This window comes from Janthinobacterium sp. TPC_1 (assembly GCF_056037845.1).
The window spans coordinates 4208110-4225867 of sequence record NZ_CP195157.1; the positions used below are offsets into that span (position 1 = coordinate 4208110).

At 62.7% G+C, this 17758-nt stretch carries 15 protein-coding genes and 1 pseudogene; 5 read left to right on the forward strand and 11 right to left on the reverse strand.

Annotated elements, in window-relative coordinates:
* Positions 1-19 precede the first annotated feature (19 nt).
* Together ACQVLG_RS20680 and ACQVLG_RS20685 are read right to left on the reverse strand one after the other, a co-directional pair.
* Entirely contained in the window at positions 20-1300 is a 1281-nt protein-coding gene (locus ACQVLG_RS20680) for a TCR/Tet family MFS transporter (protein ID WP_474290828.1), read from the reverse strand.
* A 119-nt stretch (positions 1301-1419) separates the two neighbouring features.
* Positions 1420-2070 carry an HD domain-containing protein gene (locus ACQVLG_RS20685; RefSeq protein WP_474290829.1) on the reverse strand — a complete coding sequence of 217 codons (651 nt, stop codon included), beginning with the start codon at positions 2068-2070 and terminating at the stop codon, positions 1420-1422.
* Between the two features lie 333 nt (positions 2071-2403).
* Between ACQVLG_RS20685 and ACQVLG_RS20690 the strand changes: the two genes are divergently transcribed.
* The 3 genes and pseudogenes from ACQVLG_RS20690 (at position 2404) to ACQVLG_RS20700 (ending at position 6473) form a co-directional block, all read left to right on the forward strand.
* Positions 2404-2895 (forward strand): chemotaxis protein CheW, encoded by a 492-nt coding sequence (locus tag ACQVLG_RS20690; protein ID WP_230541945.1) that lies wholly within the window; start codon positions 2404-2406, stop codon positions 2893-2895.
* 217 nt (positions 2896-3112) lie between these two features.
* Complete coding sequence (locus ACQVLG_RS20695) at positions 3113-4753, forward strand: methyl-accepting chemotaxis protein (RefSeq protein ID WP_230541946.1); 1641 nt, start codon at positions 3113-3115, stop codon at positions 4751-4753.
* An 80-nt stretch (positions 4754-4833) separates the two neighbouring features.
* Positions 4834-6473 (forward strand): annotated as a pseudogene (locus ACQVLG_RS20700) (methyl-accepting chemotaxis protein).
* Here the strand turns inward: ACQVLG_RS20700 and ACQVLG_RS20705 are convergent.
* The 3 genes from ACQVLG_RS20705 to mgtA are packed head-to-tail and all read right to left on the reverse strand — an operon-like array spanning position 6470 to position 10041.
* Entirely contained in the window at positions 6470-6982 is a 513-nt protein-coding gene (locus ACQVLG_RS20705) for a ribonuclease HI family protein (RefSeq protein WP_474290830.1), read from the reverse strand. The pseudogene ACQVLG_RS20700 and the gene ACQVLG_RS20705 sit on opposite strands and share 4 nt — an antisense overlap.
* Entirely contained in the window at positions 6979-7320 is a 342-nt protein-coding gene (locus ACQVLG_RS20710) for a hypothetical protein (protein ID WP_474290831.1), read from the reverse strand. Before ACQVLG_RS20710 ends, ACQVLG_RS20705 begins: the two co-directional genes overlap by 4 nt.
* Before the next feature lie 36 nt (positions 7321-7356).
* Entirely contained in the window at positions 7357-10041 is a 2685-nt protein-coding gene (gene mgtA, locus ACQVLG_RS20715; protein WP_474290832.1) for a magnesium-translocating P-type ATPase, read from the reverse strand.
* 474 nt (positions 10042-10515) lie between these two features.
* On the opposite strand from mgtA, the gene ACQVLG_RS20720 reads away from it, so the two are divergent.
* Positions 10516-11205, forward strand: a complete 690-nt coding sequence (locus ACQVLG_RS20720) for a hypothetical protein (protein WP_474290833.1) — start codon at positions 10516-10518, stop codon at positions 11203-11205.
* A gap of 97 nt (positions 11206-11302) precedes the next feature.
* Here ACQVLG_RS20720 and ACQVLG_RS20725 read toward each other — a convergent pair whose 3' ends face one another.
* The 4 genes from ACQVLG_RS20725 to ACQVLG_RS20740 all read right to left on the reverse strand — a co-directional run bounded on the left by ACQVLG_RS20725 (position 11303) and on the right by ACQVLG_RS20740 (position 13806).
* Positions 11303-11890: a hypothetical protein gene (locus ACQVLG_RS20725; protein ID WP_230541952.1), complete on the reverse strand. Its 588-nt coding sequence runs from the start codon at positions 11888-11890 to the stop codon at positions 11303-11305.
* 62 nt (positions 11891-11952) lie between these two features.
* Positions 11953-12564 carry a TetR/AcrR family transcriptional regulator gene (locus tag ACQVLG_RS20730; protein ID WP_230541953.1) on the reverse strand — a complete coding sequence of 204 codons (612 nt, stop codon included), beginning with the start codon at positions 12562-12564 and terminating at the stop codon, positions 11953-11955.
* Positions 12565-12589: 25 nt separating this feature from the next.
* A complete protein-coding gene (locus ACQVLG_RS20735; RefSeq protein ID WP_474290834.1) occupies positions 12590-12886 on the reverse strand; it encodes a hypothetical protein in 297 nt (98 codons plus the stop codon).
* On the reverse strand, positions 12823-13806 hold the full coding sequence (locus tag ACQVLG_RS20740) for a Bcr/CflA family efflux MFS transporter (RefSeq protein ID WP_474290836.1): 984 nt from the start codon (positions 13804-13806) through the stop codon (positions 12823-12825). The genes ACQVLG_RS20735 and ACQVLG_RS20740 overlap by 64 nt, the downstream gene beginning before the upstream one ends.
* Before the next feature lie 144 nt (positions 13807-13950).
* Here ACQVLG_RS20740 and ACQVLG_RS20745 point away from each other — a divergent pair, with 144 nt between their 5' ends.
* Positions 13951-14109: a hypothetical protein gene (locus tag ACQVLG_RS20745; protein WP_157751005.1), complete on the forward strand. Its 159-nt coding sequence runs from the start codon at positions 13951-13953 to the stop codon at positions 14107-14109.
* Positions 14110-14326: 217 nt separating this feature from the next.
* Here ACQVLG_RS20745 and gcvP read toward each other — a convergent pair whose 3' ends face one another.
* Entirely contained in the window at positions 14327-17227 is a 2901-nt protein-coding gene (gene gcvP, locus ACQVLG_RS20750; protein WP_474290838.1) for an aminomethyl-transferring glycine dehydrogenase, read from the reverse strand.
* A 103-nt stretch (positions 17228-17330) separates the two neighbouring features.
* Positions 17331-17711 carry a glycine cleavage system protein GcvH gene (gene gcvH, locus ACQVLG_RS20755; RefSeq protein ID WP_076569743.1) on the reverse strand — a complete coding sequence of 127 codons (381 nt, stop codon included), beginning with the start codon at positions 17709-17711 and terminating at the stop codon, positions 17331-17333.
* Between the last annotated feature and the right edge of the window lie 47 nt (positions 17712-17758).

A 17758-nucleotide genomic window follows, 5' to 3' on the forward strand; every position in this document is an offset into this window, starting at 1 on the left:
TGCAATATTATCCCGCCGACTACTTTGTGGTGGAAACCGCAAGTCTTGCCTGGCGCTGTGCCTGGAAGTAGCGCCAGGCCACCACGATGCCCAGGGTTTGCATGATGGCGCACAGGTAGAAGGTGCTGCCGATGCGCCAGTCTTGCGGCGGCAAGTGGCTTACTTCGCCAAGGATCATGCTGCCGAGCAAAGGCATGATGATGATGCCCAGGCTGCTGATCGATTGCAGGGAGCCCATCAGTTCGCCCTGTTCGCTGGCCTTCGATGATTTCGAGATGATGCCCTGCAGGGCGGGCCCGGCGGCAAAGGCCAGCAGGTTGCACAAAATCAAGGCGTACATCATCCAGCCCTGCGTGGCCAGGCCGTACAGCAGGTAGGTGAGGGCGCCCGAAGCCATGCCCAGCAGCGACAGGCGCACTTCGCCAAAGCGCTTGATGAGGATGCCCAGCAAGCCCGCCTGCACGACGGCCGCGCACAGGCCCACGCAGAACAGGGCGATGCCGTTCTGGCGCGGCGTCCAGTCGAAGCGGAAGTGCGTGTACAGCACCCAGGTAGTGTTGAGCATCATTTGCGCAAAGGTCATCAGGCCGAAGGCCAGCACCAGGCCGCGGATTTCCACGCGGCGCACCAGTTTCATCAGGGCGGCGAACGGATTGATGCGCGCCCAGGTAAATGGCGCGCGGGGACCGGGCCGCAGCGATTCGGGCACGCAGAAATAGCCGTAGATGAAATTGGCCGCCGACAGGCCCGCCGCCACGTAGAACGGCAGGTGCAGGTTGATCTCGCCCAGCAGGCCGCCCAGCATGGGGCCGCAGATGAAGCCCAGGCCAAAGGCGGCGCCGATCTTGCCGAAGCTCTTGGCGCGGTTGTCCGGCGTCGACACGTCGGATGCATAGGCGGACGCGACCGACATGCTGGCCGACGAGACGCCGCCGATGATGCGGCCGATGAACAGGCAAGCCAGGTTCGGCGCCCAGCCCGTGGCCAGGAAATTGATGCCCATGCCGGCCATCGAGTACAGCAGCACGGGACGGCGGCCCACGCGGTCGCTGATGGCGCCCAGCATGGGCATGAAGATGAACTGCAGCAAGCCGAAGACGGCCGCCATGATGCCGTACCAGAATGCCTGCGCATCCTTGCCGTCGACAAAATCGCCGATCAGGATGGGCAGCACGGGCACCACCAGGCCGATGCCCAGCATGTCGATGAAGACGCAGGCGAGGATGAAATTGAGGTTGCCGGCGCTCTTTGGGGCGGGGGATGACGGGGAATGGCTATCGGGGCGGGTTTTATCGGACATGCATGCTTTCGGCGCGTTGGCAAAGCGCTGGCGCGTGGCAGTGTTCTGCTGGCGCGCGGCGCGATCGCTGAGCCTTGCATTATAGACAGCATGCGCGCTGCTGGCTATCGCCACCCATGCTATGCGGCAATTCCCCACTCGTCCGCAAAGGCGGCGCGGAAATCCGTCAGCACGGCCAGCCGCTGTTCGGCCAGGGCGCGGCCGGCCGCCGTCTGCATTTTGCCGGGTAGTTTATCGAGCTTGGTGACGATATGGTCGAGCGCGTATGCCTTGTCGTCGAGTTCGCGATGCCGGGCCAGCGGATCCGCGCCATGCGCCAGCGCGCTATCCATGCGCGCCGCCGTGTAGAACAGGCGCGCCAGTCCCACGGCGCCCAGCGCGTCGATGCGGTCGGCATCCTGCACGATCTGCGCTTCAAGCGTGTGCGGCGGCAGGTTGGCGGAAAAACTGTGCGTCTCGATGGCGTGTGCCACGCCGGCCAGTTTTTCTGCCGGGAATTCCAGTTCGGCCAGCTGGCGGCAAGCCAGGGCGGCCGCCTGGCGCGAGGCCAGGTGCCGTTCGGGGTGATTTTTCGGCAGGTTGACGAGGTCGTGCAGATAGCAGGCGGCCATCACGGTGAGGGCATCCGCTTGCGCATGGTCCTGCAGCAGGACGCTGGCGTTGCGCCAGACGCGGTGCAGGTGGTTGATGTCGTGGGCGCCGTCATCGCCCAGGCCGGTCGTGGCCAGCGCCAGCAGGCGTGGCTGCCATTGAGAAAGCAAAGAATCCATGGTTCAAAGTCGTAAAAAGCAGGGGCCGCCAGTGTGGCATAAAACGCCGCCGCGTGCGGCGGCCGGCCAAGTGCGCCGGCGTACTGTATTTGCCACAGTAATTGCATTTTGGAAAATATTCAAACCGCCGAGTGCTCTTTTTTAGTGCATGTAAAATTTACATGGGGTAACATTGCCGCACGGAAATTAGAAGCATAAGCTAATTGCGAGAAAGTATTTGCAAAAAAACCTACAAGTGGCAGCCATTCCCTCGTGGATGGTTTTTGCCACGTCCAAGGCTTGCGCGCAGCGTGCCTTGGCCTGCGCCCCAGGCGAGTTAACGAAAGGATTATCATGAACACCAATTCCAGCGACACTGGCACTACCGTTGCCAAGGCTGCCGAATACCTGGCCTTTACCCTGGGCCAGGAAGAGTATGGCATCGACATCCAGAAAGTCAGCGAAATCCGCAGCTATGAAACGCCGACCCGCATCGCCAACGCCCCCGAGTTCGTCAAGGGCGTGGTCAACCTGCGCGGCATCATCGTGCCCATCGTCGACATGCGCATCAAGTTCAACCTGGGTACGCCCAGCTACGACCAGTTTACCGTCGTCATCATCCTCAACATCGGCAACCGCGTCGTCGGCATGGTCGTCGACCGCGTCTCCGACGTCACCACCCTGATGCCGGAACAGATCAAGCCCGCGCCGGACATGGGCCGCTCGATCGACACGGAATACGTGATCGGCCTGGGCACCATCGACGAGCGCATGCTGATCCTGGTCGATATCGACCAGCTGATGTCCAGCGCCGACATGGGCTTGATCGAGAAACTGGCGGCGTAATGCCGTAGTGAACAGAATTTCCCTCCATATTGTCAAAAACTATTGACATTAAGTATTGCATATCGTTTCCGCAGGGAGCACGCTAGCGCATTTTCCTGGCGCACGGTTCAACCGAACCGTGCGCCAGTTTACTTGTCAGGACAGATTTGGCGGCGTCCGCCACGCTGCCCTTGGCGCGGGCTGCAGGGCGCGTCTTCAGGATATTAGGATGGTTCACATGAATTTGTTAAGAAACGTCAGCATCGGGGTGCGTCTGGGATTGGGTTTTGCCGTCATTTTGCTGTTTTCCATGCTTATTACCGGCATCAGCGTCTGGCGTTTGCATGACGTGGCCAGCGCCACGCGCACGATGATGGAAGAGCCACTGGCCAAGGAACGTTATATTTCCGACTGGTATACGCGCATCGACAGCGCCGTGCGGCGCACGATCGCCATCGCCCGCAGCAGCGACACGTCGCTGAGCGGCTTTTTTGCCGAAGAGTCGAAAGCATCGACCGCCAGCTCGGCGGTCCTGCAAAAGAAGATCGCGGCGCTGCTCAAGGATCCGCAAGAGCAGGCCATGTTCGCCGGCCTGCTGGAATTGCGCGAAGTCTATGTCGGCTCGCGCGACCAGGTCTACAAGCTCAAGGGCGAGTCCCAGGTCGAGGCCGCCAACGAAGTGTTTGAAAAGACCTTCGTGCCTGCCGCCGCCAAATACCAGAAGATGGTCTACGGCTTGCTGGAACACCAGCGCGCCACCATCGACGCCACGGCGCGCCAGATCGATGACATCGCCATTACCAGCCGCAAGCTGCTGCTGTTGCTGTCGGCCCTGGCGCTGGCCTTCGGCATCGTGTGCGCCTGGCTGTTGATGACGGGCATCGTGCGCCCCCTGCGCACGGCCGTGGAGATTGCCCGCAAGGTGGCCGATGGCGACTTGACGGCGCAAATCGATGCCAGCGCCAAGGATGAAACGGGCCAATTGCTGCAAGCGCTCAAGGATATGAATACCGGCCTGCTCAATATCGTGGGTGAAGTGCGCAGCGGCACGGACAGCATCGCCACGTCCTCGACGCAAATCGCTGCCGGCAACCAGGATCTGTCTTCCCGCACGGAAGAACAGGCAGGTTCCCTGGAGGAAACAGCTTCGTCGATGGAAGAGCTGACCAGTACCGTGAAACAGAATGCGGACAATGCGCGCCAGGCGAACCAGTTGGCGGCCTCGGCCGCGCAAGTGGCCGTCAAGGGCGGCGAGGTGGTGGCGCAGGTGGTGGGCACGATGGAATCGATCAACGCGTCGTCGAACAAGATCGTCGACATCATCAGCGTGATCGACGGCATCGCCTTCCAGACGAACATTCTGGCCCTGAACGCGGCCGTGGAAGCGGCGCGCGCCGGTGAGCAGGGCCGCGGCTTTGCCGTGGTGGCGTCCGAAGTGCGCAACCTGGCCCAGCGTTCGGCGTCGGCGGCGAAGGAAATCAAGACCCTGATCGGCGCGTCGGTCGAGCAAGTCAATGCGGGCAGCATGCTGGTGGCGCAGGCAGGCTCGACCATGAACGACATCGTCGACAGCGTGCAGCGCGTGAGCGACATCATCACGGAAATCACGGCGGCCAGCAGCGAGCAAAGCGTGGGCATCGACGAAATCAACCGCGCCATCGGCCAGATGGATGCTGTGACGCAACAAAATGCAGCCTTGGTGGAAGAGTCGGCCGCCGCCGCCGAATCCATGCAGCACCAGGCGCACAAACTGGCGCAAGTCGTCAGCGTGTTCAAGTTGAATGGCCAGCGGGCCGGCGGCAGCGGTGCGAAGGATGTAGCACCTGCGCAAAAACGCCCGGCAGCGCCGCAAACCGCCTTGCGCATCGGCAAACGCTGACGCTGGCGCGGCTGCCCCGTGCAGCCGCTTTCTGCTGTCTCCTTTTATATAGTCTGGTTCCGCTTTTTCAGGATATTCACATGAATTTGTTAAGAAACGTCAGTATTGGTGTGCGCCTCGGCCTGGGTTTTGCCGTGATTTTGCTGTTTTCCATGGTCATCACGGGCATCAGCGTGTGGCGCTTGCACGATGTGGCGACGGCCACGCGCACCATGATGGAGCAGCCGCTGGCCAAGGAACGTTATATTTCCGACTGGTACAGCAAGATCGACAGCGGCATCCGCCGCACCACGGCCATCGTGCGCAGCGCCGACACCTCGCTGGGGCCGTATTTTGCGGACGAAGCGAAACAGTCGTCCGTCGTCTCGAGTGAACTGCAAAAGAAGATCGAAGCCCTGATTTCCGGCCCGCAAGAAACGGAACTGTTCCGCCAGGTCAGCGAAATGCGCAAGGTGTATCTGGATGCCCGTGAGCAAGTATCGAAGCTGAAGGCGGCCGGCCAGACGGAAGAAGCGGAAAAGGCCTTCCAGGCCGTGTTCGTGCCCGGTTCGACGAAATACCAGAAAGTCATCATGAACATGCTGGAACACCAGCGTGCCAGTATCGACGCCACGGCGCGCGATATCGACGAAGTGGCCAAGACCAGCCGCAACCTGATGCTGGCGCTGGCCGCGCTGGCGCTGATCTTTGGCGTCGTCTGCGCCTGGGTCTTGACGATGGGCATCGTGCGCCCCCTGCGCACGCACGGCCGTGGACATCGCCCGCAAGGTGGCCGATGGCGACTTGACGGCACAGATCGATGCCAGCGCCAAGGATGAAACGGGCCAACTGCTGCAAGCGCTCAAGGATATGAACACCAGCCTGCTCAATATCGTCAGCGAAGTGCGTACGGGCACGGACAGCATCGCCACGTCGTCGACGGAAATTGCTGCAGGGAATCAAGATCTGTCTTCCCGCACGGAAGAGCAGGCCGGTTCCCTGGAAGAAACAGCTTCGTCGATGGAAGAGCTGACCAGTACCGTGAAACAGAATGCGGACAATGCGCGCCAGGCGAACCAGTTGGCGGCCTCGGCGGCGCAAGTGGCCGTCAAGGGCGGCGAGGTGGTGGCGCAGGTGGTGGGCACGATGGAATCGATCAATGCGTCGTCGAACAAGATCGTCGACATCATCAGCGTGATCGACGGCATCGCCTTCCAGACGAACATTCTGGCCCTGAACGCGGCCGTGGAAGCGGCGCGCGCCGGTGAGCAGGCGCGGCTTTGCCGTGGTGGCGTCCGAAGTGCGCAACCTGGCCCAGCGTTCGGCGTCGGCGGCGAAGGAAATCAAGACCCTGATCGGCGCGTCGGTCGAGCAAGTCAATGCGGGCAGCATGCTGGTGGCGCAGGCAGGCTCGACCATGAACGATATCGTCGACAGCGTGCAGCGCGTGAGCGACATCATCACGGAAATCACGGCCGCCAGCAGCGAGCAAAGCGTGGGCATCGACGAAATCAACCGCGCCATCGGCCAGATGGATGCCGTGACGCAACAAAATGCGGCCCTGGTGGAAGAATCGGCGGCGGCCGCCGAATCGATGCAGCACCAGGCGCATAACCTGGCGCAGGTCGTCAGCGTGTTCAAGCTCAATGCCCAGCAGGCCAGCGTCAGCGGTTTGAAGGGGATGAAACGCCCGGCGGCCAAGGCACCGCAAGATACCTTGCGGATCGGCCGCGCCGCTTAATCTTTCTCCACCCAGCCGGCGATCGCCAGCTGCGACAGCCGGTCCGCCTCGCCATTCCTGTGGCGCGGCAGCCAGCGCAGCGTTACATCGTGTAATTGTTCCAGCAGGGCCACTACGGTGGCCCTTTGCGTTTCCAGCCCCTTGGCGCCAGCCGCCGCCGTTCCCAGTACGTCATTGATCACCACCTGGCTGTCGCCGTACAGCAGCAGTTGCGCGGGCGGCGGACGCACGGCCAGTGCCGCCTTCAGCACGGCCGTCAGGGCCGCATATTCCGCATCGCTGCTGCTGCCGTAACCGGCCGCCTCGCTCACCTCGATGCGTTCGCCGTTCGGCCCCAGCAGCAGGGCGCCTATGCCGAGCTTGCCAGGGTTCGGGTGGGCGGAACCGTCGAACCAGCCGCGCCAGGCCAGCGGCCCGCCATGGTCCTGCCGCTTGAGCGCCAGCTGGGCGCGGTGCGCCTGCATCTTCGCTTCCTTGCGCAGTTTGCGCGCCTCTGCTTCCGCCGTCATGGTTTGAGGAACCATGTATCGATGAGGCTGCCTATCCAGCACGCCGCCAGCACACACACGGCCACCGTCATGGCGGGGCCGTCATTGGCGGAGAGCGCCTCCACTTTTTCCATGATCAGCTGCACGTCCAGGGGCAGGGCGCCGCTGTCGATCTGTGCCATTACCTGGTCCAGTCGTGCCATGATCTGGCGCAATACGATCGCCAGCGCGACCAGGGCCGGCACGAGGAAGAGGCAGCCGCGGGCCTTGCGTTGCAAGACAAAATGCCCGCTGCCGGGAAAGACGAGGGCCGACAGCAGCAGGGCGAGATGACGTTTCGGAAGGGAGGAGCCGCTCATGCGTGCCTTTTGTAGGGGAAAGAGCGGCTCATCATACTATTGCCAGCCGAATTTGCGCAGATACACGCGTTTCATGAACGTCGTCAGCACGGTGTAGCAGACGAGGATGCCCAGCAGCCAGGGGAAGTAGCCCAACGGCAATGCTTGCAGCTTGAAGTAAGTCGCCAGCGGTCCCATCGGCAGGAACACGCCCACGGCCATGATGAGGGTCGTGGCCACCAGCAGGGGCACGGACGCGATGCTGTCGATGAAGGGCAGCTTCGGCGTGCGGATCAGGTGCACGATCAGCGTCTGCGTCAACAGCCCCACGACGAACCAGCCGGACTGGAACAGGGTTTGCTGCTCCGGCGTATTCGCGCCGAACACATGCCACATCAGGATAAACGTGCTGATGTCGAAGATCGAGCTGATGGGGCCGAAAAACACCATGAAGCGGCCGATGTCGCGCGGGTTCCAGGTCAAAGGCTGCTGGATCAGTTCGGCGTCGACGTTATCGAACGGAATGGCGATCTGCGACACGTCATACAGCAGGTTTTGCACCAGCAGGTGCAGCGGCAGCATGGGCAAGAACGGCAAAAAGGCGCTGGCCACCAGCACGGAAAACACATTGCCGAAGTTCGAGCTGGCCGTCATGCGGATGTATTTGAGCATGTTGCTGAAGGTGCGGCGGCCTTCCAGCACGCCTTCTTCCAGCACCATCAGGCTTTTTTCCAGCAGGATGATGTCGGCCGCTTCCTTGGCGATATCGACGGCCGAATCGACGGAAATGCCGATGTCGGCCGCGCGCAGGGCGGGCGCGTCGTTGATGCCGTCGCCCATGAAGCCGACGATATGGCCATTGCCGCGCAGGGCGCGCACGAGGCGTTCCTTGTGCAGCGGGCTGAGCTTGGCAAACACGGTGTTGTCCTCGGCCGCCCTGGCCAGAGTGGCATCGTCCATCTCGTCCAGCTGCGGGCCTTGCAGCACGCCATGCACGGCCAGGCCCACTTCGCGGCAAATCTTCGCCGTCACCAGGTGGTTGTCCCCCGTCAATACTTTCACGGTGACGCCATGTTCCGCCAGCGCGCGCAGGGCGGGCGCCGTCGATTCCTTCGGCGGATCGAGGAAGGCCACATAGCCGATCAGGGTCAGCGCCGTTTCATCGGCCACGCCGTACACGGTCTTATGGGGCGGCACTTCCTTGACGGCCACGGCCACTACGCGCAAACCTTCCGCGTTGAGGCCATGCGTGGTTTCCAGCACCTTGTCCAGCAGGGCGGCATCGAGCGGCACGTTGACGCCGTTCAGACGCAGATGGCTGCAGGCGGCGAGGATTTCCTCGACGGCGCCCTTGCAGATCAGTTCATGGTGATCATTCTTTTCGGAAACGACGACGGACATGCGGCGGCGCACGAAATCAAACGGGATTTCATCGACCTTGACGTAATCGCGGGCCAGCTGCATTTCCGTCTGCAATTCCACGTGGTCGAGCACGGCGCGGTCCAGCAGGTTTTTCAGGCCCGTCTGGTAGTGGCTGTTCAGGTAGGCAAATTGCAGCACTTCATCGGACGGCTGGCCGAACACGTCCGTATGGCGTTCCAGCACGATCTTGTCCTGCGTCAAGGTGCCTGTCTTGTCCGTGCACAACACGTCCATGGCGCCGAAGTTCTGGATCGCGTCCAGGCGCTTGACGACGACTTTCTTTTTCGATAACTTCACGGCGCCCTTGGCCAGGGTGCTGGTGACGATCATGGGCAGCATTTCCGGCGTCAGGCCGACGGCGACGGACAGGGCGAACAGGAACGCTTCCATCCAGTCGCCCTTGGTCCAGCCATTGATGAGGAACACCAGCGGCGCCATCACGAGGGCGAAGCGGATCAGGAGCCAGCTGACGCTGTTCACGCCCGCCTCGAACGCCGTCGGCGTGCGCTCGGTGGCCGTCACGCGCGTGGCGATGGTGCCGAAATACGTGCGGTTGCCGGTGGCCAAGACCAGCGCCGTGGCCGCGCCCGAGATCACATTCGTGCCCATGAACAGCAGATTGGCCAGTTCCATCGGGTCTTTGCCATGGGCGTCGGCCAGTTCGGCCATCTTTTCCACGGGCAAGGATTCACCCGTCATGGCCGCCTGGCTGACGAACAGGTCTTTTGCGGACAGCAAGCGGCAATCGGCGGGCATCATGTCGCCTGCCGACAGCACGATGATGTCGCCCTGCACCAGCTGGCGGATCGGCAATTCCGTCTGCTGGCCATTGCGCAGCACGGTGGCCGTGTTGCTGACCATGGCTTTCAGGCGTTCGGCGGCGCGGTTGGAGCGGCCTTCCTGCACGAAGCGCAGCAGGGTCGACAAAATCACCATGGTGCCGATGACGATGGTCGCCTTCGGGTCTTCCGTCAGGTAGGAAACGATGGCCAGCACGGTGAGCAGCAGGTTGAACGGATTCTTGTAGCACAGCCACAGGTGCTGGTACCAGGCCAGCGGCTTTTCATGCTCGACCTCGTTCGGCCCCGTTTGCGCGCCGATCACTTGCGCTTCGGCATCGCGCAAGCCTTCCAGGCGCGTGTGCAGGCGGTTCAGGGCGCTGTCCAGGTCTTCATGGGCGGCGGCCAGCAACTGGCGCGCCAGATGGTCTGGCACGGGACGGGCCGTGCTGTTTTCCAGCGGCATGGCGCGGCGGCGGAAGTTGCCGGCCGTATGGCGCTTGCGCAGGAACGATTCGAATAAGCGGGTGAAGAGGTTCATGGCTCTTCCTTTCACGACGAGGTGTTGACGGGCGGCGCAGCCGCAGGCAAGACTTGCGTGCCGCCAGGACACAATAGTGCTGGCGGGCAATCCGGGTCAGTAGCCGGTCGCGATCGGAAAGAGGGAGGGAGAGGCGCGCAGCCGGACTGGCCGCGCGAGACACCGCACCTTGCTCAGCAAGGCACGGAGGAAAGGGAATTCCGCGTTGCTTGCTGCTTAGCTGCCGAGGCAATCGCCGATACAGGATCGGCTACTGTCACTAGAACAAGTACCCACGTGGGACTCCGTAAAATGAATAATGCAGCGATGATAAAAGTGCATGCAGACAAGGTCAAGCAAAGATCGTCAACATTACCGAAGCGTAATGTTGACCGGGTCTTGGCCAGCGCTTTTCTGCCGGCGTTCGTCCTGGCCTCGATTGTTATAATCGGGGCAAACCGTCATGTTCGACGAAAAGGCAGTCAAGACAGGCCCATGAAAGGCATTGGTCATATGGCAAGACTCAAAGAGATCAGGGTGGTGGAAACGCCAATCAGTTATTCCAACCAGCACGCCTGGTCTTTCCATCCGGGCGCGCATCATGTGCGGCAGTTGCTGATGCATTTTTTGCCGTCCGATTTCGTCCTTGATGGCTCTTCGCTCCTGTCCGTCATCTTCGGCGAAAAACCGGCCGGCGAGGCGCAGTGCAGCCAGGTGCTGGGCTGCACCAGCTATTATGTGGAAGACTTCGATATCGGCGCCTACATGGCCTGTTCCCCGTCCGCACAACAGGAGCGCATGCTGCTGGAACTGACGGCGGTGCTGGTCCGGCTGGCCAGTGGTGCCGAGGCCGAGGCCGTCAATCAGGCGGCACGCCGTGTGCGCGACTGCGCGTTTACACTCCGCATCCCGGTGCGCAAATTATGGCGTTCGTCGCCGGACAGACAATATCGCGTCGAAGTCTACCGGTGCCTTGGCCCGGCCATCGGCGAGGTGTGGCAAGCTCACCTCGTCGACAAAGCCGGAAAACCATTGGCTGTCGACGGCATCACCGGCACGCCAGGCTACCTGGACCGTACCTCCCACTTCAGCAAGTCCCGCTGGGACGGCGCGTTGTTTCAGATCGTGCACACCACGCTCAATTCCGTCGTGTATAGCCTCGACACGACGCGGTGCTATACGTAATGGTTGCTGTGGAAACTATTTTGAAGCGGAATTATTGAAGCATTTGCAAGGCGCGTGGTGCCTGGTACTGGCAATGCCGGCACCCGCTTGTGCACGCTTATCTCAGCGGAACCGGCAAGCGCCGGGTCAGCGGACGCATGCTTTGACGATCCGTCCATAGACCGGGAAAGACTTCGAACTTCAAATCGTCACGGTTGACGCCGGTATCGAAATAGCGGCACAGCCTGTCGCTGAGGTCTGCATCGCCCCACATATTGGTCAGCTCATGGCGTTCGATCAGGTCGCGGCTTGCGGGCAGTGCCAGTTCTTCTTTCAGCGCGGGTATCACGCTGTAGTCGAGGGCACAGTCAGCACCCAGATCGACCAGATCGGCACCGCGAAACGGGAAGCCTCCCTCAAAATTGACAAGCGGCCTCAACCAATAGCGTTCATGGTCGCCGACAATCAGAGGACTACCCGCTGGGATTTGCTCGACGGCAAGCTGTCGCAAGACGATTTTCCCGACAAAGCCGCTGAAAAGGACCGGTGTCGTATCGAGCGTCAGGCCGCTCCAGTCACCGGTGGCGCTGCTGGCAGCGTAAAAGCGCATGATCGAGTTCCTGGTCATCTGTGCCAGCGCATATAAATTCTCGCGCAGCTTGAGGCTGACCAGGTCGCCTTCCTTCCAGACGATACGCTTTACCATGGGATACTCCTTGTCGGTGACGGTGAGGGTGTTGAACCGCAGAAGGTCAGGCAGGTTCGATTTCAGGAGGGCTTACAGGTGCTTAAGGAAAGTGAATCGGCCAGGATGTGCCACAGCGCCGCGTGGCGCTGCTGCAGCGCGGCGCCGCCAGCGTAAATGAGTTCCACGTGCAGGCTGTCGACGATGCCCAGGTAGGCTTGCGCATACAGGTCGATGCGTTGCGGCGGCAGGGCGGGCGCCAATCGCCCCAGGCTGGCCACGTAGTGCCGCTGCAATTGCGCCAGCAACGCTTCATAGCCCGTGCCCACTTCCACGCGCAGGGGCGCGGGCGGCAGGTACGCCGTGCGCAGCAAAAAGCGCAAGTGGGCCGAATCGGCATAGCGCTGTGCCATGCGGTCGCAGTACAGGGAACCGGCCAGCTGGCCGCCCGGTGCCGCCAGCGCCGCCTCGTCGGCGAAGCAGGCGTCCATGAAGGCTTGCTCTTCGGCCAGTGCGTCGGCAAACACGTCCAGAAACAGGGCGTCCTTGCCGGCGAAGTGGGAGTACAGCGAGGCCTTGCGCATGCCCGCCTGCGCGGCGATGTCGCTGAGGGACGAGGCGTCGTAGCCGTGTTCGGAAAAGTGCACGACGGCGACGGTGCAGATGTTATCGGCCGAGGCCGAGCGTTTCTTCATATGAGGGTAGTAGTTGGGTGAAGCGTCAGTGCGCGCCCAGGCTGCTGGCGTGTGCCGGATGGATGCGCGCAGCGGCCAGGGTCAGCCATGATACCAGCAGGCCGGCCACGGTCAAGAACAGCAGCCACGGCAGCGGTCCCCGCTCGGACAGGCCGGCCGCCAGCGGCGTGGCCAGCGACGATAAGCTCATCTGTATGGCGCCCAGCAATGCCGCCGTGGAACCGAGGGCGCGCTGCTGCGAACCCATGGCCATGGCCATCAGCGCCGCTTCCGCGATGCCCAGGCCAAACAGGGCCACGAACATGCCGGGGACGACGGCCATGATTCCCCCTCCGGCCCAGGCGCCGAGCAGGGCCAGTGCCGCGCCGCCCAGCATGGCCAGGCTGCCCGCCACGCAGAGGCGCGCCACGCCCTGCGTTTCCACCAGGCGGCCGCTGGCATGGCGCCGAGCAGCACGGCCACGCCCGTGGCGCCGAACACGAGGCCGAAGCTGCCGGCGGACAGGCCGAAATCGCGCTGGTAGACCAGTGACGCGCCGCCGATATACGCAAACAGGAAAAAGAACGCGGCCGACAGGGCCAGTGCGGGCAGCAGGAAGGCGCGGTCGAGCGCGATGCGCGCATATGTGCGGTGCATGCCGCGCGGCGAGACCCGCTTGGCGACGGGTAAGGTTTCCGGCAGGAACAGCGCGCTATTGAGCAGGGTCAAGGCGCCCAGCGCGGCCAGGGCCAGCATCACGGCGCGCCAGCCGTAATGGGCGTCGAGCAAGCCGCCCACGGCGGGCGCCAGCACGGGCGCCAGGCCGACGATGGTCATCAGGAGGGCGAACAGCTGCGCCGCTGTGACGCCATCGGCCACGTCGCGCACCATGCTCATCACCACGACCAGGGTCAGCGCCGCACCCAGGCCTTGCAGCGTGCGCGCCAGCAGCAGGGTGGTCAATTGTTCCGCCTGCGACGCCCACACGGCCGCCACGATGTAGACGGCGATGCCGGCCAGCAGCGGGCGGCGCCGGCCCAGCATGTCGGTCAGCGGCCCGCACAGCAGCTGCCCGCCGCCCAGAGCCAGCAGGAAAACGGTCAGGCTCAGCTGCACGTTCGCATACGAGGTGTGCAGCTCGCGCGCCATGGCCGGCATCGATGCCAGGTACATGTCGATGCCGGCCGGGCCGAGCACGGCCACCAGGGCCAGGGAAGCCGCCAGCCCGAGACTGGCGGCGGGGAGAGGGGTTTGCTGCTGCATTGCGCTTCCTTTGTATCGTCAAAAAACACGGCATGGACACTGCCGTCTTTTTTATTGTACACTGGCTACCTACCGATAGGTAGCTTGCTCAGTCAATGAAAGGATGAGAACGATGAAGGAAGAAACTATGATGGGAGAGACGGCATGACGGAAGTGGGAATCTCGCTCAGCGGCGTGGCCGTGGCGCTGCTGTTCGCCGCCTGGAGCTCGCACCGCACCCGCTGTGAGCGGCGCGACGTCATGTTGCTGACGATACTGGGCACCGTGCTGGGGCTGCCGGGCGCCGTCTTGCTGGCGCTGTAGAGCGCGCATAAAAAACGGCAGACCTTGCGGCCTGCCGTTCTGTTTTAATTTAATACTCCCGGCTTTTGCCGGGATTTTATTTCTAGATTGCTGAGTTTCGACGCCTGACAAAACCGTAGCGAGCGTCAGTGATTTGTGGCCGAGAAGCGCAACCGTACTCTAGTACGGTGAGCATCGCCGGCCGCAAAGCGCGACGCGCAGTAGGTTTGGTCTGGCGTCATTCCTCTTCGTAGGAGCTGATCGGCGCGCAGCCGCAGAACAGGTTGCGGTCGCCGTACACGTTGTCGGCGCGGCCGACCGGTGGCCAGTATTTGCGCTGGCGCAAGGAGGCGACGGGGTAGGCTGCGATTTCACGGCTGTACTTGCGTTCCCAGTTGTCCGACATCAATACCTGTGCCGTGTGCGGCGCGTTTTTCAACGGGTTGTCGTCGTGGTCGAATTCACCGCTGGCGACCTTGGCGATTTCCGCGCGGATGGCGATCATGGCGTCGATGAAGCGGTCGATCTCCGCTTTCGATTCGCTTTCCGTCGGCTCGATCATCAAGGTGCCCGGCACGGGGAAGCTCATGGTCGGCGCATGGAAACCGAAATCCATCAGGCGCTTGGCCACGTCTTCGTTGCTGATGCCGGTGGCGTCCGTGATCGGGCGCAGGTCCAGGATGCACTCGTGCGCGACCAGGCCGTCGTGGCCCGAGTACAGCACAGGGTAGTGCGGCGCCAGGCGGCGCGCGATGTAGTTTGCCGCCAGGATCGCCGTCTCGGTCGCTGCCGTCAAGCCTTCCGCGCCCATCATGGCGATGTACATCCACGAAATCGGCAGGATGCTGGCCGAGCCGAATGGCGCGGCGCTGACGGCGCCGATGCCGGCGACGTCGCGCTGGTAGCCCGACGAACGCTGGTTCGGCAGGAATTTCGCAAGGTGGGCGCCCACGCCGATCGGGCCGACGCCTGGGCCGCCGCCGCCGTGCGGGATGCAGAAGGTTTTATGCAGGTTCAGGTGCGATACGTCGCCGCCAAACGAGCCGGGAGCGGCCACGCCGACCAGCGCGTTCATGTTGGCGCCGTCGATGTAGACCTGGCCGCCGTGCGAGTGAATGATCTCGCACAGTTCCTGGATGCCTTCTTCAAACACGCCGTGGGTGGATGGGTAGGTGACCATCACGCACGCCAGGTTGGCGCTGTGCTTTTCCGCTTTCGCCTTCAGGTCGGCCAGATCCACGTTGCCGTTGGCGTCACAGCTGGTGACGACGACCTGCATGCCGACCATGTTGGCCGAGGCAGGGTTGGTGCCGTGCGCCGACGATGGAATCAGACAGATGTTGCGGTGGCCTTCGCCGCGCGATTCGTGGTACGCCTTGATCACCAGCAGACCCGCGTATTCGCCCTGCGAGCCGGCGTTCGGCTGCAGCGAGACGGCAGCGTAGCCCGTCAGCGCGCACAGCATCTCTTCCAGCTGCGCGATCATTTCGCGGTAGCCGACCGTTTGCGCATCGGGCGCGAACGGGTGGATGTTCGAGAACTCGGGCCAGGTGACGGGGATCATCTCGCTCGTCGCGTTCAGCTTCATGGTGCACGAGCCGAGCGGGATCATGGTGCGGTCCAGCGCCAGGTCCTTGTCGGCCAGGCTGCGCAGGTAGCGCAGCATTTCGTGTTCCGAGTGGTAGCTGTTGAAGACGGGGTGCGTCAGGTAGGCGCTCTCGCGCGCCAGCTGCGCCGGCAGGGCGCTGGTGACGCCCGCTTCAACCGCATCCAGGTCCGGCGCGGCAGGCGCGTTGGCGACGCCGTCGGCGAAGACGTTCCACAGCAGCGCGATATCGTCGCGCGTCGTGGTTTCATCGAGCGACACGCCGACGTGGGTGGCGTCGACCTTGCGCAGGTTGACGCCGTGCTTCAGTGCCGCCGCGTGCAGTTTTTCCGCATCGGCGACCTGGATGGTCAGGGTGTCGAAATAGGTGGTGTTAATGACCTTGTGGCCCAGGGTCTTCAGGTTGGCGGCCAGCACGCCCGTAAAGCGGTGCACGCGCTGGGCGATCTGCAGCAGGCCGGCAGGGCCGTGGTAGACGGCGTACATCGAGGCCATCACGGCCAGCAGCACTTGCGCCGTGCAGATGTTCGAGGTCGCTTTTTCGCGGCGGATGTGCTGTTCGCGCGTCTGCAGGGCCAGACGGTACGCCTTGTTGCCTTGCGCATCGACGGTCACGCCCACCAGGCGGCCCGACATATTTCGCTTGAATTCATCGCGCGTGGACAGGTAGCCCGCGTGCGGGCCGCCGAAACCGAGCGGCACGCCGAAGCGCTGGCTGTTGCCGACGACGACGTCGGCGCCCCATTCGCCAGGCGGCGTGAGCATGGTCAGGGCCAGCAGGTCGGCCGCGACGATGACCATGGCGCCATTCGCGTGCAGTTTTTCCACGCCGGCGCGGTAGTCGCGGACTAAGCCGTTTACGCCAGGGTATTGCAGCAGCACGCCGAAGCAGGCGTCCAGCGACTCGATTTCAGCCGGATCAAACGTGCGCACTTCGATGCCGATCGGCTGGGCGCGCGTCTGCACCACTTCCAGCGTTTGCGGCAGCACGTCATTGGCGACGTACAGCACGTTCGACTTCGACTTGCCCACGCGCTGGATCAATGTCATCGCTTCGGCGGCGGCCGTGCCTTCGTCCAGCATCGAGGCGTTCGAGATGCCCATGCCGGTCAGGTCGGTGATCACTTGCTGGAAATTCAAGATCGCTTCCAGGCGGCCTTGCGAAATCTCAGGCTGGTAAGGCGTGTAGGCCGTGTACCAGGCGGGATTTTCAAAGATGTTGCGCAAAACGACACCGGGGGTGAAGGTGTTGTAATAGCCTTGGCCAATCAGGGATTTGAGTACCTGGTTCTTGCCGGCGATGGCTTTCAGGCGCGACAGCGCTTCCTGTTCCGGCATCGGCTGCGAGTAGGCGCCCAGGGGCAGGGCGCCCTTGTTGCGGATGTTGCTTGGCACCAGGGCGTCGATCAGCGCGGCGCGCGATGGATAGCCGAGGGTCGCCAGCATGGCTTGCTGTTCGGTGGAAGAGGGGCCGATGTGGCGGGCGATGAAGGCATCGCGTGCTTCGAGTTGGGTCAGGCTGGTGCGGGTCATGATATAGAGGCCAAAAAAGACTGAAAAACCGGGAGGCGGCGCGCGGGCGCAGCGCAGAAAAAAAGCAAACGGGCCGCAATTGCGGCCCGTGAATCAAACGCGATTATGCGCTGGTGGTGGCGCCATAGGCGGCAGCGTCGAGCAAGCCGTCCAGGGCCGACACGTCGGCTGGCTTGATCTTGAACAGCCAGTTGGCGTAGGCGTCGGCGTTGATCGACTCAGGCGAGTTGACCACGTCGTCGTTGACGGCCACGACTTCGCCGGCCACTGGCGCGTAGATGTCGCTCGCTGCCTTGACCGATTCCACCACGGCGGCATCGTCGCCGGCGCCATAGGTATTGCCCACGGTTGGCAGTTCGACGAAGACGATGTCGCCCAGGGCGTCCTGCGCGTATTCGGTGATGCCGACGGTGACGGTGCCGTCGCCTTCAAGGCGTACCCATTCGTGGGAAGCGGTGTACTTCAGGTCTGCAGGAATGTTCATGTGTGGCTCCAGATGGTAAATGTTCGTTATTGATTATGGTTGTACGG

What these genes read in the sequence shown, in the direction of transcription:
- ACQVLG_RS20730 (WP_230541953.1), bottom strand. Translation starts at nt 12,564, where the DNA reads ATGAAGAAACGCTCGGCCTCGGCCGATAACATCTGCACCGTCGCCGTC.
- mgtA (WP_474290832.1), bottom strand. Translation starts at nt 10,041, where the DNA reads ATGAACCTCTTCACCCGCTTATTCGAATCGTTCCTGCGCAAGCGCCAT.
- ACQVLG_RS20725 (WP_230541952.1), bottom strand. Translation starts at nt 11,890, where the DNA reads ATGGTAAAGCGTATCGTCTGGAAGGAAGGCGACCTGGTCAGCCTCAAG.
- gcvP (WP_474290838.1), bottom strand. Translation starts at nt 17,227, where the DNA reads ATGACCCGCACCAGCCTGACCCAACTCGAAGCACGCGATGCCTTCATC.
- ACQVLG_RS20690 (WP_230541945.1), top strand. Translation starts at nt 2,404, where the DNA reads ATGAACACCAATTCCAGCGACACTGGCACTACCGTTGCCAAGGCTGCC.
- ACQVLG_RS20740 (WP_474290836.1), bottom strand. Translation starts at nt 13,806, where the DNA reads ATGCAGCAGCAAACCCCTCTCCCCGCCGCCAGTCTCGGGCTGGCGGCT.
- ACQVLG_RS20685 (WP_474290829.1), bottom strand. Translation starts at nt 2,070, where the DNA reads ATGGATTCTTTGCTTTCTCAATGGCAGCCACGCCTGCTGGCGCTGGCC.
- ACQVLG_RS20745 (WP_157751005.1), top strand. Translation starts at nt 13,951, where the DNA reads ATGACGGAAGTGGGAATCTCGCTCAGCGGCGTGGCCGTGGCGCTGCTG.
- gcvH (WP_076569743.1), bottom strand. Translation starts at nt 17,711, where the DNA reads ATGAACATTCCTGCAGACCTGAAGTACACCGCTTCCCACGAATGGGTA.
- ACQVLG_RS20695 (WP_230541946.1), top strand. Translation starts at nt 3,113, where the DNA reads ATGAATTTGTTAAGAAACGTCAGCATCGGGGTGCGTCTGGGATTGGGT.
- ACQVLG_RS20705 (WP_474290830.1), bottom strand. Translation starts at nt 6,982, where the DNA reads ATGACGGCGGAAGCAGAGGCGCGCAAACTGCGCAAGGAAGCGAAGATG.
- ACQVLG_RS20735 (WP_474290834.1), bottom strand. Translation starts at nt 12,886, where the DNA reads ATGGCCGTCGTCCCCGGCATGTTCGTGGCCCTGTTTGGCCTGGGCATC.
- ACQVLG_RS20710 (WP_474290831.1), bottom strand. Translation starts at nt 7,320, where the DNA reads ATGAGCGGCTCCTCCCTTCCGAAACGTCATCTCGCCCTGCTGCTGTCG.
- ACQVLG_RS20720 (WP_474290833.1), top strand. Translation starts at nt 10,516, where the DNA reads ATGAAAGGCATTGGTCATATGGCAAGACTCAAAGAGATCAGGGTGGTG.
- ACQVLG_RS20680 (WP_474290828.1), bottom strand. Translation starts at nt 1,300, where the DNA reads ATGTCCGATAAAACCCGCCCCGATAGCCATTCCCCGTCATCCCCCGCC.